At 51.6% G+C, this 24334-nt stretch carries 24 protein-coding genes and 1 pseudogene; 8 read left to right on the top strand and 17 right to left on the bottom strand.

The genetic code is table 11. The features are described from left to right. Nucleotides 1–442 precede the first annotated feature (442 nt). The 3 genes from PGRAT_RS26315 to PGRAT_RS26325 all read right to left on the bottom strand — a co-directional run bounded on the left by PGRAT_RS26315 (nucleotide 443) and on the right by PGRAT_RS26325 (nucleotide 3024). Nucleotides 443–1180 carry an IS3 family transposase gene (locus tag PGRAT_RS26315; RefSeq protein WP_025708343.1) on the bottom strand — a complete coding sequence of 246 codons (738 nt, stop codon included), beginning with the start codon at nucleotides 1178–1180 and terminating at the stop codon, nucleotides 443–445. Between the two features lie 327 nt (nucleotides 1181–1507). Then, the gene (locus PGRAT_RS26320) at nucleotides 1508–2305 is read right to left on the bottom strand and encodes a TrmH family RNA methyltransferase (protein ID WP_042267457.1); all 798 of its coding nucleotides are present in this window, start codon (nucleotides 2303–2305) and stop codon (nucleotides 1508–1510) included. 29 nt (nucleotides 2306–2334) lie between these two features. Then, a complete protein-coding gene (locus PGRAT_RS26325; protein ID WP_326078276.1) occupies nucleotides 2335–3024 on the bottom strand; it encodes a potassium channel family protein in 690 nt (229 codons plus the stop codon). Nucleotides 3025–3182: 158 nt separating this feature from the next. Here PGRAT_RS26325 and PGRAT_RS26330 point away from each other — a divergent pair, with 158 nt between their 5' ends. Next, nucleotides 3183–3419: a small acid-soluble spore protein SspI gene (locus PGRAT_RS26330; RefSeq protein WP_025707383.1), complete on the top strand. Its 237-nt coding sequence runs from the start codon at nucleotides 3183–3185 to the stop codon at nucleotides 3417–3419. A 117-nt stretch (nucleotides 3420–3536) separates the two neighbouring features. Here PGRAT_RS26330 and PGRAT_RS26335 read toward each other — a convergent pair whose 3' ends face one another. The 11 genes from PGRAT_RS26335 to PGRAT_RS26380 all read right to left on the bottom strand — a co-directional run bounded on the left by PGRAT_RS26335 (nucleotide 3537) and on the right by PGRAT_RS26380 (nucleotide 13682). Then, nucleotides 3537–5123, bottom strand: coding sequence for a peptide chain release factor 3 (locus tag PGRAT_RS26335; RefSeq protein WP_025707384.1), 1587 nt, complete (start codon nucleotides 5121–5123; stop codon nucleotides 3537–3539). Between the two features lie 363 nt (nucleotides 5124–5486). Continuing rightward, the gene (locus tag PGRAT_RS35025) at nucleotides 5487–5624 is read right to left on the bottom strand and encodes a DUF6809 family protein (protein ID WP_420329537.1); all 138 of its coding nucleotides are present in this window, start codon (nucleotides 5622–5624) and stop codon (nucleotides 5487–5489) included. Between the two features lie 58 nt (nucleotides 5625–5682). Further along, nucleotides 5683–7233, bottom strand: coding sequence for a glucose-6-phosphate dehydrogenase (zwf, locus tag PGRAT_RS26340; protein ID WP_025707385.1), 1551 nt, complete (start codon nucleotides 7231–7233; stop codon nucleotides 5683–5685). 456 nt (nucleotides 7234–7689) lie between these two features. Beyond that, nucleotides 7690–8523 carry a YwmB family TATA-box binding protein gene (locus PGRAT_RS26345; RefSeq protein ID WP_042267460.1) on the bottom strand — a complete coding sequence of 278 codons (834 nt, stop codon included), beginning with the start codon at nucleotides 8521–8523 and terminating at the stop codon, nucleotides 7690–7692. A gap of 75 nt (nucleotides 8524–8598) precedes the next feature. Continuing rightward, a complete protein-coding gene (locus PGRAT_RS26350; protein WP_025703896.1) occupies nucleotides 8599–9255 on the bottom strand; it encodes a response regulator in 657 nt (218 codons plus the stop codon). A 20-nt stretch (nucleotides 9256–9275) separates the two neighbouring features. After that, nucleotides 9276–10310, bottom strand: a complete 1035-nt coding sequence (locus tag PGRAT_RS26355) for a sensor histidine kinase (protein WP_036703380.1) — start codon at nucleotides 10308–10310, stop codon at nucleotides 9276–9278. 39 nt (nucleotides 10311–10349) lie between these two features. Further along, complete coding sequence (gene liaF, locus PGRAT_RS26360; protein WP_025703897.1) at nucleotides 10350–10997, bottom strand: cell wall-active antibiotics response protein LiaF; 648 nt, start codon at nucleotides 10995–10997, stop codon at nucleotides 10350–10352. Between the two features lie 456 nt (nucleotides 10998–11453). Continuing rightward, on the bottom strand, nucleotides 11454–12161 hold the full coding sequence (locus tag PGRAT_RS26365) for a PspA/IM30 family protein (RefSeq protein ID WP_025703898.1): 708 nt from the start codon (nucleotides 12159–12161) through the stop codon (nucleotides 11454–11456). 3 nt (nucleotides 12162–12164) lie between these two features. After that, a complete protein-coding gene (locus tag PGRAT_RS26370; protein WP_025703899.1) occupies nucleotides 12165–12650 on the bottom strand; it encodes a PspC domain-containing protein in 486 nt (161 codons plus the stop codon). A gap of 4 nt (nucleotides 12651–12654) precedes the next feature. Beyond that, the gene (locus PGRAT_RS26375) at nucleotides 12655–13332 is read right to left on the bottom strand and encodes a PspA/IM30 family protein (RefSeq protein WP_025703900.1); all 678 of its coding nucleotides are present in this window, start codon (nucleotides 13330–13332) and stop codon (nucleotides 12655–12657) included. Between the two features lie 47 nt (nucleotides 13333–13379). Then, nucleotides 13380–13682: a LiaF transmembrane domain-containing protein gene (locus tag PGRAT_RS26380; RefSeq protein WP_025703901.1), complete on the bottom strand. Its 303-nt coding sequence runs from the start codon at nucleotides 13680–13682 to the stop codon at nucleotides 13380–13382. A gap of 298 nt (nucleotides 13683–13980) precedes the next feature. Here PGRAT_RS26380 and PGRAT_RS26385 point away from each other — a divergent pair, with 298 nt between their 5' ends. The 7 genes from PGRAT_RS26385 (at nucleotide 13981) to PGRAT_RS26405 (ending at nucleotide 21262) form a co-directional block, all read left to right on the top strand. Continuing rightward, nucleotides 13981–14667, top strand: a complete 687-nt coding sequence (locus PGRAT_RS26385) for a response regulator transcription factor (protein WP_025703902.1) — start codon at nucleotides 13981–13983, stop codon at nucleotides 14665–14667. Then, nucleotides 14664–15155 carry a histidine kinase dimerization/phospho-acceptor domain-containing protein gene (locus tag PGRAT_RS34550; protein WP_051424686.1) on the top strand — a complete coding sequence of 164 codons (492 nt, stop codon included), beginning with the start codon at nucleotides 14664–14666 and terminating at the stop codon, nucleotides 15153–15155. Before PGRAT_RS26385 ends, PGRAT_RS34550 begins: the two co-directional genes overlap by 4 nt. Before the next feature lie 77 nt (nucleotides 15156–15232). After that, entirely contained in the window at nucleotides 15233–15409 is a 177-nt protein-coding gene (locus PGRAT_RS34555) for a hypothetical protein (RefSeq protein WP_238326746.1), read from the top strand. Further along, nucleotides 15376–15600: a sensor histidine kinase gene (locus tag PGRAT_RS34560; protein WP_238326747.1), complete on the top strand. Its 225-nt coding sequence runs from the start codon at nucleotides 15376–15378 to the stop codon at nucleotides 15598–15600. The genes PGRAT_RS34555 and PGRAT_RS34560 overlap by 34 nt, the downstream gene beginning before the upstream one ends. A gap of 91 nt (nucleotides 15601–15691) precedes the next feature. Beyond that, on the top strand, nucleotides 15692–16393 hold the full coding sequence (locus tag PGRAT_RS26395) for an ABC transporter ATP-binding protein (protein WP_025703903.1): 702 nt from the start codon (nucleotides 15692–15694) through the stop codon (nucleotides 16391–16393). Continuing rightward, complete coding sequence (locus tag PGRAT_RS26400; protein ID WP_025703904.1) at nucleotides 16390–18918, top strand: ABC transporter permease; 2529 nt, start codon at nucleotides 16390–16392, stop codon at nucleotides 18916–18918. Before PGRAT_RS26395 ends, PGRAT_RS26400 begins: the two co-directional genes overlap by 4 nt. 148 nt (nucleotides 18919–19066) lie before the next feature. Beyond that, a complete protein-coding gene (locus PGRAT_RS26405; RefSeq protein WP_042267464.1) occupies nucleotides 19067–21262 on the top strand; it encodes an alpha-galactosidase in 2196 nt (731 codons plus the stop codon). Nucleotides 21263–21375: 113 nt separating this feature from the next. Here PGRAT_RS26405 and PGRAT_RS31320 read toward each other — a convergent pair. The 3 genes and pseudogenes from PGRAT_RS31320 to PGRAT_RS26420 form a co-directional block, all read right to left on the bottom strand. Continuing rightward, nucleotides 21376–21914 (bottom strand): annotated as a pseudogene (locus PGRAT_RS31320) (NADPH-dependent FMN reductase). Between the two features lie 132 nt (nucleotides 21915–22046). Then, nucleotides 22047–23039: a drug/metabolite exporter YedA gene (gene yedA, locus PGRAT_RS26415; RefSeq protein WP_042267466.1), complete on the bottom strand. Its 993-nt coding sequence runs from the start codon at nucleotides 23037–23039 to the stop codon at nucleotides 22047–22049. A 278-nt stretch (nucleotides 23040–23317) separates the two neighbouring features. Then, nucleotides 23318–23770 (bottom strand): Lrp/AsnC family transcriptional regulator, encoded by a 453-nt coding sequence (locus PGRAT_RS26420; RefSeq protein WP_025706351.1) that lies wholly within the window; start codon nucleotides 23768–23770, stop codon nucleotides 23318–23320. Nucleotides 23771–24334: the final 564 nt, after the last annotated feature.

Here is a 24334-nt window from a genome sequence, read left to right on the forward strand (position 1 = left end):
CCCGTAATTCACTTTTAGTAAATAGAGCAGCAGAAGCCACATCCATTGCGTAATATCCGAATCCCGATAATCCAAAGTCAATGAATGAGATTCCCGATGATGTGCTAATTAGGTTGCTATAGTGAAATGTCGGCATGGATGAATCCCCATGTTTCAGAACTCTTTTTAACAAGATATCTCATTCCTTTAAATTGATTTTGGAATAAATGTTTGGTGAAAATAAAGTGTTAGACTGAAGTCGTAGAATTACCGCAGGTTTTAAAGAGAAGAATCGTCAGCTATTAAAATATAAGTTTTAGACAGATCCATTAAAAGAAGCAGCGGCAGGCCAAGACTTGAAAAATAAAGTCTGATATGCTCCCAATACGGTAGACAGGCGAAATAATAAAAGCCTGCTACTGTGAGGGGAGTTAAGTCAATAGAGTGGACACGGTAAAAAGGGTCAGTTCGCTTGTTTTAGATTGCTGTAATACAACGACTCAAAGCGATCCGGTGAGAGATGGCCAAGTTTACTGTGGATTCGTTTTCGGTTGTAGAAGAACTCAATATATCGGAACAACTGGTTTTCGGCTTCTTTTTGAGTCTGGAAGGTTCTCCCTCCGTAAATCAGTTCTCGTTTGAGGATGCTGTGGAACGATTCAATGCACGCATTGTCGTAGCAGTTTCCCCTGCGGCTCATGCTGCGAATCATATGGTACTCTTTCAGCTTCTTCCGGTAATCTGCAGAGGCGTACTGGCTCCCGCGGTCAGAATGGTGGATGAGTCCTTTATCCGGCTTCTGTGCCTCGTAAGCCTTGTCGAGAGCACTAGAAACCAATGCTACTCTCATTCGGTTTCCGAGCTGCCAGCCCACAATTTTACGCGTGAATAAATCGAGAACGCTCGCTAAATAGACTGTATTTTGGCGTGTTCGGATGTAGGTAATGTCGTTGACCCATACTTGGTTGGGCTTTGTACACACATCGAAATGTTGGTTTAGCCAATTTGGAGCAAGGGGGAAGTCATGGTTCGAATCGGTCGTCTGTACTTTAAATTTCCCCATCGCCTGGGAGCGGAGATGGTGTGCCCGCATGAGCTGGCCTACGGTTTTTTCACCCACCCTAAACCCTTCTTCATGCAGTTTTCTAGTGATTTTGGGACTGCCGTAGATCGCATTATTGTCATGAAAGTTTTTGCTCATGATTCTCCGTTTAGTGATCCAGCAAAATGCTTGCCGTCTATTTCCCTATCTAGTTCATTCTATTCTGAATGAATTGCTGAATCATCATACCCAGCCTGTTTCTTTACATAAAATCTCATTTATAATTGTAATTTTCGCATGTTTATTTTCATTCTTCGTTGAACTAACCTTAACAAAGTACAAATACTTTAAGTAAATAAAAAACCAGTAATAGCAAGGCTTTCGCTACTACTGGTTTTAATATCAGTCTCAAACATATACCCTAAAAAGTCTCATTTATCGATCAAATAAGTCTCAAGTATAGCCGTTACTCACAAGAATTGCGGGTTATTTCCGATGGATATCCCGCTGCCGCATCCCCTCAAACAGCAGGATGGTCGCCGCCATAGCGGCGTTGAGCGATTCGGCCCGTCCGGCCATCGGGATGATAATGCTCTTGTCGACGAAGGCCGCCGTCTGCGGTGAGATGCCCTGGCCTTCACTGCCGATCAGCAGCCACTGGCTGCCGTGAAAATCATGGGTGTAGCAGGAGTCCACCCCCGTCAGCGAAGTGCTTACCAAAAGGGCACCGCGTTCCCGGGCATGCGGCAGAATGTCGCTTAGGTCCCCCTCCACTACCGGGAGATGGAACATAGAGCCCATCGTGGAACGGATGGTCTTGGGGTTGTACAGATCGGCGCAGCCTTTGCCGAGGATTACTCCGTCCGCACCTGCGGCATCCGCACTGCGGATGATCGTCCCCACGTTACCGGGGTCCTGGACCCCGTCCAGCACCATAACCCAGCTATCCGGCTTCCCAAGGATGGCTTCCAGTCCCTGCTGCTCCTTGCGCACAATGGCAAACACCGGCTGCGGTGTGCCCGTGCTGCTGCATTTGGCGATGACTGCCGCCGAAACGCCGATCACCTCCATACCCTGCACAGACTGAAGCAGCGTCTTCAGCTCAGCAGGCATGCCTTTATCCAGATCATAGGCCAGGCATGCCACATCGGCTTCAGCCAGCAAAGCCTCCTGCACAAGATGGATACCCTCAATGATATACTTGTTCGCTTTGTCGCGGTGCTTTTTCTCCTGCAGTCCGGCCCATTCTTTTACCCGCGTATTTTGGGGTGACATAATCTCCATGAAGTCCTACCTTTCTGTTCCTGCCCTGCCTATTGATACGCCATTTCCAGCTTGGTCAGATTGTCCTTCCGGCCTACGATAACCAGTACATCCCCTTCGATGAGCCGGTCCTCGGCTCTGGGGGAGATATTCATTTCCTCACCCCGGCGGATTGCCATGACATTACAGCCGTATTTGGCGCGAATGTTCAGCTCCTGCAGATTTTTGCCCAGCATCGTTCCGGAGACCTTCATATCCAGGATGCTATAATCTGGCGACAGCTCGATATAATCAAGAATATTGGGCGAAGCCAGGTGGTGTGCCACCCGCATGCCCATATCCCGTTCAGGATAGATCACTTTGTCTGCGCCAATTTTGCTGAGCACCTTCCCGTGCAGCTCGCTTTTGGCCTTGACCAGAATTGCCGGTACGCCCAGGTCCTTCAGAATCAGCGTCGTTAAAATGCTGGCTTGAATATCTTCCCCAATCGCCACCACAACCACATCAAAGTTGCGGATGCCCAGTGCGCGCAGCGCCTCTTCATCGGTGGAGTCTGCGGATACGGCATGGGTTACAATGCCCGAGATTTCCTGCGTGCGCTGCTCGTCAGCATCGATTGCCAGCACATCGAACCCCATACCGCTGAGTGCTTTGGCAACACTTGAGCCGAAACGCCCCATTCCGATAACGGCGTATTGTTTTTTTGCAGCCATATCTGTACCTCCCGTAGCAATTTGCATCTCACACAGTATAGCATAAGCTCACCCAAACTTGAATTTCCCCTGCACTTTCAGGGCACATTATAACGAGGCAATAGAAGCTGATCTTTAAGAATTTAATCTGAGCGGCCAGCAGCCTCTCCGGATGAATAACCACTATATTGAAGGAGGCACGACTCATGCCGGTTACCATTGATTTGCGCCAGGCGATTATCCATAAGGTGCACGGACAGTCCGAAGGCGATCTGCGGGAGATGATTGAAGGCTCAGTGGACGGGCCGGAAACGGCGCTCCCTGGACTTGGCGCTGTATTCGAAATGATGTGGAAGGACCTGGATCACGCCAAGCAGGATGCGCTGGTCTCGATGCTGCACAGACATTTGGAGAAAATCACCCCCGGGTCCATTACCTCCTAAGGAAGCGGGACGCATGGAGCCAGAAAACCTCCGCTGTCTACGGTGCTGCACCGTAGGGCGGAGGTTTTTTCGCAAAGCTTATTTCTTATTCGCGTTTGCGGCGAGATGTCCGGTCACTCAAGGAGCAGTTTCCAGGAACTTCGCGGTCGGGTTCTTCTCCATAGCGGTACGCATCGCGTATTCGTTCTCGAAGAGTACCACATAATTGCCTTTCTTGTCCGTAACGAGTGTGGAATTGATGCGGAACTTGCTTGGGTCCGGCTTGTTCTCATCCACAATCCAACGCGCGAACTGATAGCTCATCCGCTGCAGCTGCACCTCCACGCCATACTCGCCTTTCATGCGGTATTCGAAGACCTCGAACTGCAGTTGTCCGACTACGCCCAGAAGAATATCGTCGAAATTGACCGTGCGGAACACCTGAATCATGCCCTCCTCGGTCAGCTGGTCGATCCCCTTCTGGAACTGCTTCGATTTCAGCGCGTTTTTGATGCTTACTTTGGAAAAAATCTCAGGCGAGAACGTCGGCAGTTCGTCGAACTCAATATCACCGGCCTGGCTCAGCGTATCCCCAATGCGGAAAATACCGGGATCGAACAGCCCGATAATATCCCCCGGAAAAGCCTCTTCGACAATATCCCGGTCCTGGGCCAGGAATTGCTGCGGCTGGGACAGCTTAATATCCTTGCCCGCACGCACATGCTTCACACTCATTCCGCGCTCGAATTTGCCGGATACAATCCGCAGGAAGGCGATCCGGTCACGATGGGCCGGGTTCATGTTTGCCTGGATTTTGAACACATAGCCGGTAAATTTCTCGTTCGTCGGTTCTACGGAACCGGCAGTACTGCGGCGCGGCTCCGGCTTCGGTGCCAGTTCCAGGAAGTTGTCCAGGAAAGTCTGTACGCCAAAATTATTAATCGCACTGCCGAAGAATACCGGTGTCAGCTCACCGCGCAGCACCTTTTCATAGTCAAAAGCATCTCCGGCCACGTCAAGCAGCTCCAGATCCTGGCACAGCTGGTCATGCAGGTATTCTCCGGCCATCTCGCGGATAATCGGGTCATTATAGCTTTCTACCTTTTGAACCTTAATTACAGAGTGGTCGTCGCCTTGGAACAGCTCTACTTGATTTTTCATCCGGTCATATACGCCGCACAGCTCGCGTCCGCCCCCGATCGGCCAGTTCATCGGTACGGAGCGGATGCCCAGCACATTCTCCAGCTCTTCCATCAGCTCGAACGGACTTTGGCCTTCACGGTCAAGCTTGTTGATAAATGTAAAAATCGGGATGCCCCGTTTGGCGCAGACCTGGAACAGCTTAATCGTCTGGGCTTCCACACCCTTTGCGACGTCGATCAGCATGACCGCACTGTCCGCAGCCGTTAAGGTACGGTAGGTGTCCTCACTGAAATCCTGGTGACCCGGAGTATCCAGAATGTTCACCCGGTGACCCATGTAGTCAAATTGCATCACGGAGGAGGTTACCGAGATTCCGCGCTGCTTCTCAATTTCCATCCAGTCACTTGTCGCATGCTTGCTCGCTTTACGGGCCTTAACCGACCCCGCCAAGCGGATCGCACCCCCGAACAGCAGCAGCTTCTCCGTCAATGTTGTTTTCCCCGCATCCGGGTGGGAAATGATCGCAAACGTTCTGCGTTTGTCCACTTCCTGTTGCAGCTTCTGATCCAGTGCCTTATTCATTGCACATATCCCTTCATATATAAATTCATGCTTCTCTTCCATTGCCGGTTACCCATCAAATCGGTGCTCTGCTCATTTGTACAAATCCCTTCATCGGTGAATTGCCGTTGCCACAGTACCTTTATCGTTACATTTCCGCTTCTGTTGAAAGCATCCTTTTCAGTATAACAAAATCCGGGGAAGATTATCTACATCTAAGCGGGGGAAGGTAAATTATCTTGAATAAAGTGGACTTAAGTTTGATTAAAATAGGCTGAGGCCGTAACTTCGGTGAATAGTTGGATTTTCGGCGCCACTTCTGCCATTTTGAAATGCTGCTCTAGTTTGCAGGGGATCCGATTGAGCACATAGGTAAAGCAAATCTTACAACTCTTCAAATTCCTGCTCCATAAGCCTCGTTGTCCAATTCCCGGCTGCTTCGGTTATTTTTCGATTTAATGGACGGTACTCCGGATCTGTGGAGATAACCTTTACATCTGGAGAGATATTTCCGTTTAAAATCCCCCTGCAGCCTCTGCAGGGGGATTTTCTTCACACCATATATCATTTACAGAATGAACTAGCTGTTAGCCTGCCACACCACGTTGTCCTCATCCTGTCCGTTGACCGGCCACCAGTGGAAGCCTTCACGGGCCAGCAGCTGATCAGCTTCAACCGGTCCCCAGGAGCCAGCCGGATAGGAGGCCAGATCGCCGGTGCCTTCCCTCCAAGCCTGGGCAATACGGTCCACAAAGGACCAGGCCGACGACACTTCATCCCAACGGGTGAAGTAGGTCGAATCGCCGCGTGCCGCATCATGCAGCAGGCGCTCGTAGGCTTCCGGTGAGTTGATGCCCACCATGCAGCTCTGGCAGAAGTCCATGGCGAGCGGCTGGATTTCCGACTCCGAGCCCGGCTTCTTGGCGTTGATCTTCACGTATATGCCTTCCATCGGATTCACGCGAATGACGAGGAGGTTTGGTTCGAGCTTATGCTTTTGGCCCAAATAGACGTTGGTCGGCATACCCTTGAACTCCACTACCACTTCTGTTGTCTTCACGGGCAGTCGTTTGCCGGTGCGGATGTAGAACGGTACACCCGCCCAGCGGAAGTTATCCACAAATACACGGGCTGCAAAATAGGTCTCCGTATTCGACTCCGGATCAACCTTGTCTTCCTGGCGGTAAGCCGGGAGGGTCTTGCCTTTGTAGAGGCCTTGCGTATATTGTCCGCGCACCACATTCTCATGGACTTCCCCGGAGGAAGCGTAAGGCCGCAGGGAACGGAGCACTTTGACCTTCTCATCACGGATATCTTCAGCCAAGAGACGGCTCGGCGGTTCCATCGCGATCATCGTCAGCAGCTGCAGCATATGGTTCTGGCCCATATCGCGCAACGCACCGGCATGGTCATAATATCCGCCGCGTTCTTCCACACCGACGGTTTCACCGAGGGTAATCTGGATATTGGCAATATGCTTATTGTTCCAGAGCGGTTCGAAGAAAGCATTGGCAAACCGGATGACTTCAATGTTCTGCACCATTTCTTTGCCCAGGTAATGGTCAATCCGGTAAATTTCCTCTTCCTTGAACACCTGGCGGATCTGCTCGTTCAGCTGTTCTGCAGATTCCAGATTGTAGCCGAACGGCTTCTCGATGACGAGACGGTTCCAGCCCCGGGTCTGCAGCATGCCGCCAGCCTTGAGGTTGAACGAGACACTGCCGAACAGCTCGGGAGCGAGGGCGAGATAGAACATCCGGTTGCCCGGAATCCGGAACTTCTCTTCCAGCGCTTCAGTCTGCGCGTTCAGCTCACGGAAGCCTTCAATATTGTTGATGTCCAGAGACTTGTATTCAAAATGCTGTACGAACTCATTCCATTCGGCTGCATCTCCCGCTTGGTAGCGGCAGAATTCCTGAATCGATTCCTTCACATCTTCACGGAATTCTTCTTGGGTACGGGGACGCCGAGCCACGCCAATGACCGCGAAATCATGGGTTAGCTTGCCTTCACGGTACAAACTGTAAATCGCCGGGAAAAGCTTGCGGCGGGCCAGATCTCCGGTTGCCCCAAAGATAAAGAATACAGCACCGGGTGTATGCAGTGCATCAAGGGTTTGATTTTCAGCCATGGCTCCTCATCTCTCTGTATGTAATATAGTTGACAATCATTCTCAACGCCGGACAGTTCATAAAAACGCGACGGCGTGATGTAATTTTATCATATTCGCTCTAAGGATGCTATCACATTCCTGACAGTTTTTCTCGGGATTTCGCAAATTTCCATTACTCTTTCTTATCTGTTTATGCGCTCCCGCTTATAGGACCATGAAGCCTGCCACTCACACACATATTATAACCTCATGCCAAAGGCTCCGCAACGCAGAGCCCGCGTGTAGAGTTTTCCACCGGGATGCCCTCTCTAACATCTAAAATATCACATTAGAGTATCCCTAAAACTTTCACCAATCGCACTGCAAGCACAACTAAAGCCGTCCACAGGATATGATATCCGCGCAACGGCTTATCTGGTAGTTAAAGTCTGGCATACCCTCAAACGAGAACCCGGCCGCTTGTGATTTACAAGCTTAATATTCAATCGTGATCAAAGGCAAACCTATCGTTACCCGGTTGGTATTATTGTTCCCGTTCGTATGAACCGCAAGCTGGAGAGCAAGGGCATGCCTCCCGCTGCGGACGGTGCGTTCAAGCCCTGGCACACTGTAGGAGCGGCTGTATGTAGTGTTATCTTCATAGCTTTCTTCCGGGTTCATACCGGGGAGCTGTTCCTGGAGCGATTGCTCTATGGAAAATAGTGCATCCCCCGCGCCGCCCTGCTCCTTCGCGGCACCCTGCAGCGAGGCGTTCCACTCCGCCGCAATTCCGGCTTGCAGCAGCTTCTGCCCGGCAGACGCCGCAGCGGCCGGAAGCTCCGGCGTCTGCCGCAGATCTGCCGTCTCGAAGGTTACGATCACATAGCTGCGTCCGCCTCCCAGCTCGCTCCAGAACAACGAAACCTTCGCTCCGGCAAGAGCGGCAGCTGCGCGAGAGGTCACATGCCCGTCTTCGTCAGACACGCTGACCTTCCCAAGCCCGAGCTTCCCGGCAAGGCGCTCTGCCGCATCTGCAGCGGATGCACCCGATGCGCCGCTGGTTTCACCTTGCCACTTCAATACGAGCCGGAGCGGGGAATCCGGCAGAGTGGCTGCACTGCCAAGAGTAGTTAGCATTGAGAGTGAGCCGGCAAGGCCTTTATCATCGGCGCCCGCTGCATGTCCATCAACTGCTGGCGAAGACAGAGGTACGGATGAACCGGCTCCCTCCGGGCTGCGGAACCCTGCCATAAGCACCGCCGCTATGCCGAGCCCTATCAGCAGTATTGCTCCTTTGCCTGCACCTCTGCTTGTTCCTCTGTTCCCCATCTTCCATCTTCCTCTCCATCCGGTCTAGTAATCTACTAAACAGGATAACCAGGAAGAAAGATTATATACCTGCAGCTATTCTGCAAGTCCGTTCTTATAGGCATAAATGGCCGCCTGGGTGCGATCCTCCACACCCAGCTTGGCAAGAATATTCGTCACATGGAATTTCACAGTCTTAATGCCAATGATTAGCTGGTCGGCAATATCCTGATTGGATCTGCCCTGAGCCAGCAGCTTGAGCACTTCCATCTCGCGTTCGGTAAGCTCCTTGTAAGCTGGCGATTCGCTGCCTTTGGCATTGGAGCGGAACCGGTTCATCATTTTGGAAGCGACCTGCGACTCCAGCACCGACTGGCCTCTTGCGGCTGCGCGGATCGCATCTGCTACTTCACTTGCCCGCGAGGTCTTCAGCAGGTAGCTGAATGCACCGGCTTCAATTACCGGATACATTTTCTCGTCATCCAGATAACTGGTCAGCACAATGACTTTACAATCCGGGTACAGCTTCAGCAGTTGTCTTGTCGTTTCAATCCCGTCCATGCCATCCATTACCAGATCCATCAGGACCACGTCAGGGTTGTACTCCTGAGCAAGCCGGATGCCTTCTTCTCCGCTTCCGGCCTCGCCCACCACTTCTATTCCATCCTCGGTGCCAAGCACCGCAGCAAGTCCAATCCGGACCATTTCGTGATCGTCCACAAGCAGTACTTTAATCGCTTCCGCTTCCTCCATCTCCATGGCACCCTTGCCTCCTATTCATTGACTAATGGTACAGTAATCTCGATCCGCATGCCTTTACCCGGGGCGGTAATGAACTGGATCGAGCCCCCGGTTTCGTTAATCCGCTCCTGCATATTGGACAGGCCGTAGGATGTCTGCTTGCTCTCATCCATCTCGAAGCCGACCCCGTCATCCCGCAGGGTGAGCCGGACGGTATCGCCCCGGCGGTGCAGCCGGATCTCCATCTTTTCTGCCTTGGCGTGGCGGAGTGTGTTGGAGATCGCTTCCTGCACGATGCGGAACAAGTGATTCTCCACACCCTTCATCAGCTGCACATCCGGGTCCATCTCGAATACGATGTCAATCGGAACCTTGATCTCCAACTCCTTGATCAGCTCTTGAAGCCCCTCCCGCAATCCTTTGCCCTCCAGATAGACCGGACGCAGGTGCAGCAGCAGCGCGCGCATCTCGGACTGGGCAACGGCCGACATCTCTTCAATCAGCGCAATTTGCCGCTGCGCCTTGTCAAAGTCTTTTTCCAGCGTCCGCCCTACTGCCGTTGCCGTCATGGAGATGGCGAACAGCTGCTGGGACACAGCATCATGCAGTTCCCGGGCCAGCCGCTGCCGTTCTTCCATAATCGCGGATACGCGGGCCTGCTCGGCAAGCTTGGCATTGTTGGTAGAGAGCCGCTGCAGCGTGTTCACCTGGTTCTCCCATTTGCCGCTGATCCGGCTGAGCTGTCCGCTGAGCCTGCCCAGTTCATCATTGCCGAGATCCGGCATGGCCGGAGTCAAATTCCCTTTTTCCCAGGCTACCAGGGTAGCCCGCAGCCGCTCCAGCTTCCGTTTGGTGCGAAATCCTTGGTAGAAGCCAAAAACAATGCCGAACACCACAGGCAATAGAATCAGCGTGACCGCTGTTCTTACTCCGATTCTCCAATCCTCAAACGGCTGCAAATATCCATATGTATACATAATGTACAGGATAACGAGCAGCATGACCAAAGAGAACAGAGCCCCCTCACCCATGCTGCGCGTAACCATATTGCTGCTTTTTTTGCCCATGCCGGGAAGCTCTCCTTCTTGGTTTAGTGTCAGGGATGCTCAGTCTGCCCGTACATCCAGGTCACCCATTAGATAAGAAATATTGAATTTCACTTTCTGCGCACAGCTGTCATAGTTAGCCGATTTCCAGTTCAACCGGTTCAACATGCCCGTATCGCGGTGGCTCCCGAACTCAATAGAGCCGAACAGCACAAAGGCTTCGATCTCCACCCCGTAATCCTCGGACAGATGAATATCCGTGTCGCCAAAAATCCCCTGGAACAGCATCACTGTCTCCGGGTCCTCCGCCATAGCCAGCGACAAATCAATATCCGCCTCCCCCAGCACATGCCAGGCACTCAGGCTGCGCATGACCCAAGGTGACAGATCCCAGTCAAACCTGGACGAGAAGCTTTGCTTCTGCATAAACCCGCCCCTGCGCTGCATCCGTCTGGATTTCACAAAAAACATCCCCAGAGAGATCAGGCAAATTCCGAGTACCAGTAGCAGATGATCCAGCATCAGCAGCACGGCCCCAACCCCCAGGAGCTTATACCCCTGCTTGACCTTGCCCGACGTTGTCCGGTAAACCCCGAGCAGCAGGAACAGAAGCGCGACAATGGAGAAAAATCCGAGCCATCTGCCAAATATCATCAAGCAGCCGACGCCGATCAGTCCAATGGCAATCATACGGTTCCGTTTATCCATTTCGCACCTCCTATAAGTTTTGCGGAGCAAAACTCTCTTCGTAAGCATGTTTTAACTGTACTTCCTACAATTAAAAGCCTCAAATTTGTTCAAAAGCCAAGCTAATTGTACTCTCTACACTTAAAAAGACTGCAATGCTATAAATAAGCGATTTTAGCCAATTTTAACTGCACAAATTATATTTAAGTTAAAAGCACGGGGTTCCCACCCTTTTAACTGCAGAAAATACAATTCGCTAGGATGTCTAAAAGCTAGCTGGGGTTTATCTGTGGTTCAACAAATCAGGCATAAGGATTAGTACACGATGTCGACGCTTTTAATTGAATTGCAGGGTTCATAAGGTTCTGCAGCGTTGCCCGCATCCCGCTACAAAAGCCATACCGGTATGGGAGATCCATACCGTATGGCTTTACCTTGATCAGCATATCATATCTGCCTATTGTTTAGGAACAGGCTTTATTTTTCTTTTTTATCCAATGAAGGAGAAGATGGAGTAGTGTTCAGCTTGCTCTTCAGTGCAGCGAGCTGTTCTTCCACTTTCAGCTGCTTTTCGGCATCAACCGGTTTGCTGTATGCTGTTGCCGAAGGGCTGTAAGGCGCACGCAGCACATCTGCCTCTGCTTCAAGCTGCATGATTTTTTCTTCCATACGGTGGAAGCCCAGGGACGCGCTGCCGCTCTCGATGGCATGAACACTGCTGATCTGCGACATTTGCTTTTTGGCCTTAGCCATTTGCGCACGGGAGACCAGTTCATTGCGTTTGTTGCGCAGCTTGTAGAATTCATCCTTCATATCATGAAGCTGCTGCACCAGTTCCTTGGCTTGAACCTCTGCCTGAGCGTGAAGCTCGCTGTATTCGGCATGCTTCTGGTCGAAGTAGATTTTTTCCTCCAGCAGCTTGCGGGTAACTTCTTCCTGGCCATTTTTCAGTGCCAGTTCAGCTTGAGCCGCACGTTGTCCGGATACTTTTGCTGCTTCCTCAACACGCTGCTTCATGCGGCGCTCATTGGCCATCTGCTTCGCTACGGTAACCTCAGCTTCGTGAATTTCAGCCTCCATATCACGCAGATATTGGTTCAGCATTACGATTGGGTCCTCTACCTTATCCAGCAAGTCATTTACCGACGCCTTTGTCATATCCTTAATCCGTTGAAATACTCCCATAATTTACACTTCTCCCTTCTCATATTTAGAAAGTTTTTGTTTGAGTTCTTCTACTTCTTTTTGCAATGCCTTCTTCTCAATGTCTTTCATCATGGCATCAATACCGGAGTCTTGTGCCGAATAAGCGCCTGCTTTGTCATAACCGGGGTTGTAGCCCGGCTGGCTGCCGTAAGGGCCGTATCCGCCTTGTCCCTGAGGACCATAAGATCCTTGCGGTCCCCGTCCATGTTCAGGTCTGCCTGCGTATGGGCCGCCATAGGCCCCCCCCGGTGCGCCGGGTCCAGGTCCGAAAGGATTATACTGGGTCGGCTCTTTGGGAATAATAAACGCTGCGATGAAGTACACCAGAATGGTGGTTCCGCCGGTAAAAGGAATGCTGACCAGCAGCAGAATCCGGAACAGTGTGGAGTCGATGCCGAGCGTCTCGGACAATCCACCTGCCAGTCCTGTCATCACCTTGTCACGGGTTGAACGATACAATCGGGTCATAGAACTACTCCTTTCCATCGTTGTTCAGCTTCTCCTTCAGGCGGGCCATCTCTCTTTCGAGTACGGTCGCCACGGTTTCTCCTGCCTGAATGGCGTATTCCTGCCCCATCCGGCGCAGATCACGCAGGCTCTTCGCCTCCAGCTCCCAATCGCTCATCCGGTCTTCCAGCCGGCCGAACATCTTGGGAACATCACTGCCGTTGCCATAAGCTGTGGCTCTCTGGTTCATGCGCTGCTGCAGGCGCAGCGACTCCATCCGTGCTGCATAATACTGACGTTTGCTGTATACCGTCTGATACTCCATTTTCAGCTCGTTCAATTGGCTCTCAAGCTCAAACAGTGATTGCTGGCTCTGCTCCAGCAGACCGCTGTACTGCTCCAGCTTTTCCTCGTGGATGATCTTCTCCTGCAGCGCCAGCTTGGCCAGATGATCCTCGCCCGCCTTCAGTGCCAGCAGTGCCTGCTCTTCACGTTTGTTCCTCATGGCTGTTGCCTGATTAACCTGCAGCTGCAGTTGCTTCGTATGAGCTGCATATTGCTGGTACAGTCTCTCAGCTTCGGTGATTTCCTCACGGGTCGAATGTAGAAATTGATCGATCAGCTTCACCGGGTCCTGGCTCTGTTCCAGCCGTTCATTCAAGTTAGCTACGGTAATATCTCTCATGCGGCGAAAAACACTCATGATTTCCTGCTCCCTCCCTGCTTCTTAATTAAGTAATCTTCAGTTGCTTAGTATGTTCCGTTTCTTCTGCCCTTCAGCACCGAGATGCCCCAAACCACCAGCGCGATACCGAGCAGCGGTCCGATGATCCAGGAAAGCTTAGCGATCAGGGACATGACACCGATGAACATTACCACCCAGCCGATAATCTTGCGTCCGCTTTTAATTCCGTAATACCCGAGAACAACCAGCAATACCGGGAACAAAATTCTGAACATTCCATGGATTAGCGGAAGGGCAATCCCCATCAGCATAATCGCTCCAAGCACGATCAGAACAACCGCAAGTCCATTACCTTGTCTTCTTTGCATTTTTTCTCACCGCCTTTCGTTAACCTTGAACCTTATAGCCTTATTCTAGAGCAAACCGCAGACTTCTAAAACAGACCGGGGACGGTTTTGTGTACTGGACCTTAGTCGGGGAGGCTATGGGACTGCAGGCTACCGGGCTTACGTTAGACAGGATTTCCACATTACTCTCCATACCGTGAGCTTTCAGTTTGCGTAATACTTTACCGTTGTACATAATATGGAAGTAAAGTGGTCCCATCTTGAAACAACCCTTAATCGGGCTGCTAGCAGCATGCGGCTGAACAAAGGAGCATGACCTATGAAAACACTATTGATCGTTGAGGATGACCGGGGCCTGAATAAAGGCATCGCCCTGACTCTTGCCCAAAATGATCTGGCTATACAGCAAGCCTATGATATAACCTCAGCGGAGCAAATTCTTTCTTCTAATAAGATAGATATTATCATCCTGGATATCCATCTTCCCGATGGAAGCGGATTGGACTACTGTGAGAAGATCCGGAGAACCTCCCAGGTGCCGATTATCTTTTTGACTGCGAATGATATGGAACCGGATATCGTTACAGGGTTTGAGCTTGGGGGAGATGACTACATCACGAAACCTTTCAGTCTAATGATCCTGCGGGCCAGAGTCATGGCCGTTCTCAAACGGACCGCCTCCCGCGGCGAGGACAAAATAACATTGGGGCCCTTAAGCTTTGATTTTGGAAAGCTGGAATTTTATAAGAATACGGAACAACTCATCCTTAGCAAAACTGAATTGAAGCTGCTGAAAATTCTGGTTGCGAACCCCGGTACGATTTTAACCAGAGAACAATTAATCGACAGGATCTGGACGCAGGAGGCCGAGTTTGTGGATGAGAACGCACTGACAGTTGCCGTCAAACGGCTGCGTGCCAAGATTGAAGACGACCCTGCGGCTCCAAAATACATAAAAACAGTCTACGGCCTGGGGTATATGTGGGCGGAGAGGCCAAATCCATGACCAGCAGTAAATATGTTCGCAGTTCCAAACGGTGCAGCCTCATTTTTTCAGCAATCTTTTTGCTTCTGGTATTGGGTTACGCCGGAATAGCCGCCTTTCTGGAAGGGGGGCACCCGGCACTCATGGAACTGACAGTCCTCTTCGTATCCTGTATGCTGCTCTTGGGAGGCGTATGGAACTGGACGCTGCGGCGGCAAATTACAAGATTCATGGATTCTGTTGATGAAATGGTAGACCGGGCGATTCATGGACGGGAGAAGATGACCCATTTTGACGAGACCAGCCTCTCTTCCCTGGAGCATAAGTTATGGCGCTACATTGAGATCAACAAAGCGAATGAGCAGAATCTGGAAGCTGAAAAGAACACGATCAAAGAGCTGATCTCCGATATCTCCCATCAGACCAAAACTCCCCTATCCAATATTATGCTGTACAGCCAACTGCTTGCGGAAACGCCGGAACTTGGGGCAATACCCGGCTTCTGCTGAACCAGATAGAATCGCAATCAGAAAAGCTCGAATGGCTGATTACCTCACTGGTCAAACTGTCGAGACTGGAAACGGGCATGATTACGCTGCAAAGCACTGTAAGTCCTGTGATTGAGACGATTACCCGAGCCGTATCGCATATTTACACCCGTGCAGAGAACAAAGGGATCGATATTCAAATTCAATGCGATCGGCAGACGAAAGCCCGCCACGATCATAAGTGGACCAGCGAAGCACTGTTCAACCTGCTTTAGGGATTCAGAGGGAGGAGCTTGAGCACATCTTCAAGCGGTTTTACCGGGGATGTAGCGCCAGGGATTACGAAGGCATCGGGATCGGGCTTTATTTAACGCAGAAAATTATCAGCCTCCAGGGAGGTTTTATTACAGCGGCATCCGAGGTGGGTAAAGGAACGAAGCTCGCGGTCTTCCTCCCCCAAATCTAATTGTGTCAATACTGACAGATTTCAGACACACCCCGGTTAGATTGGTCTGATATCTTAAGGAGCAACCAAAGATGATGGAGGAAGACATAACATGCCCATTTTGAGAATTGAACATCTGAAGAAATACTATGGAAAGGATCCGCAGACGACGGTAAAAGCGCTGGACGATGTCTCCCTATCTGTGGAGAAAGGGGAATTTCTGGCGATTGTCGGCACCAGCGGCAGCGGAAAAAGCACACTGCTGCATATGCTGGGCGGCCTGGACCGGGCTACGGCAGGCAAGGTTATAGTAGACGGGAATGATATTTTTGCGATGAGCGATGAGAAATTGACGATTTTCCGACGCCGGTCGGTCGGATTTATCTTTCAGAGCTATAATCTTGTCCCGATCCTGAATGTGCTCGAAAATATATTGCTTCCTATAGAGCTCGACGGCGGCAGAATCGATCAGGCGTATCTGGACGAGGTGATCCGGGCCTTGGGCCTTCAGGAGAAAATCCACAATCTCCCCTCCAATCTCTCAGGCGGCCAGCAGCAGCGCGTGGCAATTGCCAGAGCGTTGGCTACCAAACCTTCTATTATTCTGGCAGACGAGCCTACAGGCAATCTCGACAGCAAAACCAGCCAGGAAGTGCTGATTCTGCTGAAGCAGTTGAGTGAGAAATTCAATCAGACCATTGTTATGATCACCCACAACGAGGCCATCGCCCAAACCGCCGACCGCATTATCCGCATTGAAGACGGACACATTGTCTCAGGCCACACTGACTACAGCGGAGCAAACCCGTTATGATCAGCACAAACAACCGTAAAATTGTGACCCGCCTCTCTCTGAAGAGCTTGAAAGCCAATCCGATGCGCAATTTGGCTGTGATCTGTGCTGTCATCCTGACGACCCTGCTTATCACCTCTATTTTCACAATGGTTCTAAGCCTCAACAAATCCATGGAATTGACCCAGATGAAAACCTCAGGCACTGATTTTCACGGAGGCTTCAAATATCTTACCCCGGCACAGGTAGAAACACTGAAGAAACATTCCTCCATACGGGAATACGGCGTTTCACTGCATGCAGGCGAATTACGGAATGAGGTGTTCAAAAACACCCGGGTAGAGGTTAACCAGACTGACAAATCCTCCGCCAGGCACAGCTTTGTTCACTTTATCGAAGGCGGGCTGCCTGTCGCAGAGAATGAGGTTGTGCTGAATACCTGGGTGATGGATAAGCTCGGCATCAAGCATGCGCTGGGCCAAAAGGCCACTCTGGACATTGATATCGGGGAGCGTGTGGTACAGCAGGATTTTATTGTATCAGGGTACTATGAGGCGGACAAAAATTTGTCGATGGCAGGACTGGCTTTCGTCTCTGAGGCTTGGGTGCAGAAGAATCTGTCCTCTATTGATCCGGTCAAGTCCAAAGCCAGCGGTTCCTATGTGAATACCGCAGAGCTGAGCGTAATGTTCAGCAATGCTGTGGATATTGAAAAGAAGCTGAACAAAGTGCTCGCGGATACCGGTCTGGATGTGCCAATCGGGATCAACTGGGCCTACACCACTTCGTCTCTCTCGGACAATATCATCAAAATGGTCCCTTATCTGGCTGTCATCCTGATCATTATGCTGAGCGGGTATCTGCTGATTTATAATATTTTTTATATCTCGGTCGTGCGGGATGTTAAATTTTACGGCCTGCTAAAGGCCATCGGAACCACCCCGAGACAGCTCAAGAAAATCATCACCATCCAGTCTCAACTGCTGTATCTGACCGGGCTTCCCTTCGGCCTCGCTTCCGGTTACGGGATTGGCCTTGCCCTGACTCCGCTTCTGGGTACCATTTCAGGCGAGCCTGTTGAAACTTCCTATTCCGCCAGTCCGTGGATATTTATCGGGGCGGCTGTTTTCGCCTACCTGACGGTTTGGATCGCCGCAAGCAAGCCGGGCCGGATGGCCGCGCGGATCGCCCCTGTGGAGGCCGTACGGTTCGCAGGCGTAAGCGCAAAGCGCAAGATGAACAAACGTTCGAAACGCGGTGCAAAGCTGTACGGTATGGCCTTCGCTAACCTCTTCCGCAATAAAAAGAAGCTGTTTCTCATGCTAACCTCGCTCTCCTTAAGCATGATCTTGTTCAGCGCTATTTTCACCGTCATCTCTTCGCTGGATGTCAATAAGTACCTGAGTTCGTATATAGCCGGGGACGTTGTTATCCGCAACAGAGCTATCGTGCAGTCGGCAGGCGAGCAGCCCGGTGATCCCTATAAGCTTTCGGGGCCGTTCATAGGCGCGCTGGGGAAGATTGACGGAGTCAAAAGGGTGGACAGTGTCTATTATAAATTTGAAAACTACACTATGGACGATACGATACGCGCAGCACTGAAGCCTCTGGCAGAGACTGCTTCACCTGAACCGGCTCTTACATGGGTTCTTAAGAATAACTTCATTCAGCTCGATCTGTACGGCATTGATGCCGGGTGGTATGACCTGGTGCAGAAAGATGTCATTGAAGGCAGCTTCGATCCGCAGAAATTTGCCTCTGGAAATTATGTGCTGGTGACTGAACCCTTAATGGGAGAGGATAATCATCAATCGTATTACCATCCGGGTGGCCGCATCGAGTATAAAGGTCTGGGAAAGAGCTATGAGGTCATGGCCGTTTTAAATTCTAATGCTCTTTATGCCGCAACTACTCATGTTTTTTCACCTTATGGCTATAATGCTTTCTTCCCCTCATCAGAATTAACAAGAAAACTGCCTGCGGGAAGCAAGCCCCCTATGGCTCTGTCAGCAACGCTTCACGTTGACCCGGCCAAGCTGGACAGTGCTATGCAGACCGCCAAATCCCTTGCAGCTTCAACTGACGAACTGGTCTACAAATCAAGGGAAGATTACAGGCAGGAGCTTGGCGGATTTATCCGCATTTTTCAGACGGTAGGCTACGGCCTCAGCTTTATCATTGCGCTGATCGGCGTCCTTAATTACATCAACACCGTTATTACCGGAGTCATTACGCGAAAGAATGAATTTGCACTGCTCGAGAGCATCGGGATGACCAAGCGGCAGCTCAAAAAGGTTCTGGTGTATGAAGGGCTGTTCAATGTTCTTTTAACAGTGTCTATTACCTCCACCATAGGCGTATTTCTGACTTACAGTATTTCCAAAAGTATCACGGACAGCATGGCTTTTACCGTTTTCCATATGGGCTGGCTGCCTTTCATTCTGGCCGTTCCGGTCCTGGCTGCTATTGCGTATACAGTCACCTTATCCTCCTATAGAATGCTGAGCAAGGACACGATTGTGGAAAGATTGCGGCAAACGGAATAACCAATAGCTTCTCCATCATCTTTCAAAATTAACGACATTCGTCCATATGGACTCTGCTTTTCTCCATACGCTTGGCCGCAAAACGGACTTATAATGAAGCTGTCTCTCCATTTTACGCTATCACTGCATATTCTAGGAGGTTGTTTCCTTGTCCATTATTTATGATGCCGAGCAACAGATTTTTCATCTGCAAACGACAAATACAAGCTATGTATTCGGCCTTGCCCGCAGCTCCTATCCCGTGCACCTGCACTGGGGCCGGAGAATCCGCAGCTCTGCCATATCCGACCTGTACAATCCCGGGGCCATGGGCTTCAGCAGTACTGTTGATCCCAAGGAACCCGCGTTCTCCCTGGATACACTTCCCCAGGAATATCCGGGGTACGGCTCGGGGGACTTCCGGGAGCCTGCTTATGAAGCCGAGCTGGTAAACGGCACTTCAGTTACAGAGCTTGTCTATGTCTCCCATAGTATTCTCAAGGGTAAACCCGCACTGGAAGGGCTCCCGGCTGTATATGCCGAAAGCGGCGATGAAGCCGAAACCCTGCAGCTGGTGCTGGAGGATGCCGCAGCAGGCCTGCACGCCGTGCTGTCCTACACCGTAATGAGCGGTTTCGACGCTATTATCCGCTCTGCGCGGCTGACCAATACGGGCAGCGGCCCGCTGAAGCTGAACCGTGCCTTATCGGCTGCACTTGACTTTCCGCATGCCAACTACGAGCTGATTCAGCTGTCCGGGTCCTGGGCCCGCGAACGCCATCTCGTGCGCGCTCCCCTGCACAATGGACGGCAGGGCATTGACAGCAAGCGGGGCGCAAGCAGCCATCAGCAGAATCCGTTCCTGGCCCTGCTGTCCCCGCAGACCGTGGAAGACAGCGGAGACGCTTACGGCTTCAGCCTGGTCTACAGCGGCAGCTTCTGTGCGAATGCCGATGTGGACCAATACGGAACTACCCGCGTAACAATGGGCATCAACCCGTTCGGCTTCCGCTGGCTGCTTGCGCCCGGCGAGAGCTTCCAGACCCCCGAAGCGGTGCTGGTCTACTCGGACCAAGGCATGGGCGGCATGTCACGGATCTACCACCGGCTATACCGGACCCGGCTGGCAAGAGGATTATACCGTGACGAGCCCCGCCCGGTGCTGATCAACAACTGGGAAGCTACCTACTTCAACTTCGATGCTGACAAAATCGAAGATATCGCCCGCGCCGGCAAGGCGCTGGGCATTGAGCTGTTCGTGCTTGACGACGGCTGGTTCGGCCGCCGCGATGACGATACCACTTCGCTGGGCGACTGGTTCGTGGATACCCGCAAGCTGCCGCAGGGTCTGCCTGACCTGGTGGAACGGGTCAGACGGCTCGGCATGCAGTTCGGCCTCTGGTTCGAACCGGAGATGGTGTCGCCGGACAGCGAACTGTACCGCGCCCATCCTGACTGGTGCCTGCATGTGCCGGACCGCCGACGCAGCCAGGCCCGTAACCAGCTGATTCTGGATCTGTCGCGCCCGGAGGTATGCGACTATATCATCGATTCGGTCAGCAGCGTCCTGGCATCGGCTCCGATTACTTATGTCAAATGGGATATGAACCGGCATATGACTGAGATTGGTTCTGCTGCCCTGCCGCCGGAGCGCCAGGGAGAAACGGCTCACCGCTACATGCTGGGGTTGTACCGGGTCATGGAAGAAATCACCTCCAAATTCCCGCATGTGCTGTTCGAAAGCTGCTCCGGCGGCGGAGGCAGATTCGATCCCGGCATTCTTCATTATATGCCGCAGACCTGGACCAGCGATGATACCGATGCCGTGGAACGCCTCAAAATCCAGTACGGCACCAGCATCGTCTATCCGGCAAGCAGCATGGGCTCCCATATCTCCGCAGTGCCGAACCATCAGGTGCACCGCAGTACTTCGCTCTCCATGCGCGGCGACGTGGCCATGTCCGGCAACTTCGGCTACGAGCTGGATCTGACCCTCTTCACACCGGAGGAACAGGCGGAAGCGGCTGCCCAGGTGGCCTTCTACAAGGAAATCCGTTCCCTCGTCCAGCAGGGTGACATGTACCGCCTGCTCTCGCCGTTTGAAGGCAATGAAACGGCCTGGATGTTCGTCGATGCAGCCCGTTCCGAGGCACTCACCGGCTATTTCCGCGTGCTGGCCGGACCGAATACAAGCCGCCCGCGCCTCCGCCTTCAGGGGCTGGACCCGGAGAAGGACTACGTCCTGAAGGAAACCGGAGCGGTATACGGCGGCGACCGGCTGATGTACGCTGGACTGCTCCTGCCGGAGCTGCACGGTGACTTTCAGAGCAAGCTGCTGCATTTTGTGGCGGTGGATAGAGAGTAGGCTTACGTTTAGATTCCTGTAGATAGAAATTCCGCTGATGCCAAACACCCCTTACTCCAGGACTGCCCGGAATGAGGGGTGTTTGCGTTGTTTGCATTTATTACACAAGTGCTTCAGCGAAGTGTCTTCAGCGCACCGCTCCAGGCAACCACTTGATCCAGCATGCCATTTACGTTCGTAAGGTGAAGCTCCGCCGGTTTGAAGGTCTGGCCGTTCTCGAAATCAGTGAACAGGGATAACGCCGGATGTATACGGACATCCGCGACAGACAGCTCACCCAGAATGCCGCGCAGATGTTCAGCCGCGCGGGCGCCTCCGACGGAGCCATAGCTTACAAACCCTGCAGCTTTATTGTTCCATGCGTCCCGGGCATAATCCAGAGCGTTCTTCAGCGCAGCTGTAATGCTGTGATTGTACTCCGCTACAATAAATACGAAGCCATCCAGTGCATTCAGCTTGTCATTCCAACGCCCGGCCTGTTCGAAGCATCCGCTTCGCCCTATAATGGCAGCTTGAAATCCGCGATATCCACAATTTCATAATTGGCGTCGCCGCGCTGGTCGGCAATCCCCTTCACCCATTCACCCACCTGCGGACTTAAACGGCCTTGACGCGTACTTCCCAGAATAATTCCAATATTCAATGCAGACATGATTGATCCTCCTCCAAAATAATGATTTTCTATTCTTGCTTCCATTATTTACTTCGAAGGATCAATTTATCCAGATAAAACGGCACCACCTCCCCGCAAGCGCCAGAGAAAAAAAGAACTTTATGGGATTGTTTATTTTGGCAGGGAACGGCGCAGCGGGCTTTTATTCTTAACGTTCACTTGCTCTGCTCCCTGTTCCTTGCTGACCGGTACCGCCCGGCTGCGGAAAATAGTCACCAGCACCACGGCAGCAATAATAATCACAGCAGCGGTCAATGTGTTGACAGAGAGCTGCTCGCCTGCGAGCAGCCAGCCTAAGAATACGGCGACCACCGGATTCACGAACGCATAGGTTGAAACCAGGGCAGCATCGGCATTTTTGAGCAGCCAGATGTAGGCGGTGTAGCCTATTATCGAGCCGAAGACGATTAGATAACCCAGAGCGGCATACGAACGGGGGGAAATGGCCGGTATGTCCATTTTGGACCAGTCTCCGGTAAAATAGGAGAAAACCAGCAGCAGCACGCCACCTGTCAGCATTTGTGCAGCCGTTGACATCAGCGGAGAATCCGGCATCCGGGCGCTGCGCGAGTACATGGACCCTGCCGCCCAACTGAGTGAAGCTGCCAGCAGAGTAATAATGCCGATCAGGTCTGTTGCGGTGCCATCGTCCCTCTGCCCCGGCTGAAAGACCAGAACAGCTATGCCCAGCAGTCCAAGCACAATTCCGGCGATAACGCCGGTATGTGGACGTTTCCCGCTGCGGCTAAGCCAGCCGAACAGCATCATCCAGACGGGAACAGCGGCAACAATCAGGGAAGCAATCGATGAAGAGACTCTTTGCTCCGACCATGCCACCAGGCCATTCCCGCCAAGCAGCAGCAGTGCGCCGACGATGGCCGAAGACCGCCACTCGCTTCCTGCCGGGCGCTTAGCCCCGCTGAATCTGGCAATGACATAGAGTACAGCTCCGGCGGCAAAAAAACGGATTCCGGCCATCAGAAAGGGCGGCACCGTCTCAATGGCAATCTTCATGCCGACATAAGTGCCTCCCCAAAACAAATAAACGCACAATAACGCTATGCCAACCAAATACACCGGATTCGCCTTGGCCTTGTGCTTCATGCACACTCACCCTCTCTGTAAATAAATATGTACCTGCACAAGATGCTAGATAAGTTGAACTTAAAGAATTCATAAAAGGGTAGAAGTGCGGAGGGGAAGTTTGGATACTTACAGAGCGGTAGCGTCCGCCTTTGTCACCGGATTTCAACCGCTAAAGGCGGTTCCAATCAAAAAATCCTTACGACAACAGCGGCTGGAAGTCCAAACATTCCCCGCAGTGACGATCATCCCCCACAATGTAAAACAAAAGTTCAACTGATATAGATCCGTTAGAACTCCTATATCCCCCTAATTCCATCTTCATATATAGTAGATAAAATAAAGGTCGTCGAGGTTTCCCTAATGTCGGGAATCCGGAGAATTTCATCCAGCAAAAGGGTAAGCTGCTCCGGTGAAGCCACTCTCACTTTTAGCAGCATGCACCATTCCCCCGCCATCCGCTGGCATTCTAGAATGCTCACCCCAGGGATTTCAATTCCGATGATTTGATCTGCCGCTTCCCGGAAGCTCTGGCTCACAACCTTCACAGAGATCATGACCTTGATCTTCTGATCCAGCTTGCTCCAGTCCACAATGCCCCTGTACCCTTTGATCACACCGCTTTTCTCGAGCTTGCTGACCCGTTGATGCACCGAAGGCCGTGAGATATGCAGCAGCTTGCCAATCTCTTCGTGGGACAGCCTTCCATTCCCTTCAAGCAGCTTCAGAATTTTGATATCCAGTTCATCCATAGGAACGCCTCCTGGGCAAAATTATAGCATGATTCCTCTCCTTGATGACTAATCGTTAGAGTTAATACTTACAATCGAACGGATCGTTATTAGTCCAAGTATTTATTTTCTCTATCGTTAATTAAAGAGCCGTAACAGGGCCAGGAAATGACGATTCGTCAAGCTGTTTTCACACGCAAAAAACCTCAGTACAGCTCAGCTGGCGTAAGCAATTCCCGCTTAGCAGCAGCCTGTGAGAAGAGGTGGGTAGGGACAATTGTATAAAATGCTTGCGGAGAAGAAGCAGGTGAGCAGGGCTAGTTGGAAAAAGTGAACTTATTCCTTCAAAAAATCAGTAATTGTGCGATTGAAGTGGAAAAAGGAAACTTAATCAGGCTACATTTCCTCTCCAGGACCGAAATGAGCTGTAATAGTTATCCTTTTTCCACTTCACCTGCGGAAAATTCGGTAGAACGAGCAAATTAGTTACCCTTTTTCCACTTGGAATTGCCGCAGGATTACCGGAGACTCCTCCAGGCAACATTAAGCTAAAATTCAAAACGGCTCCGTTGTCCATTAAAGGGA

The sequence above is a fragment of the Paenibacillus graminis genome, from assembly GCF_000758705.1.
In the GTDB taxonomy this organism is placed as follows: Bacteria; Bacillota; Bacilli; order Paenibacillales; family Paenibacillaceae; genus Paenibacillus_AQ; species Paenibacillus_AQ graminis.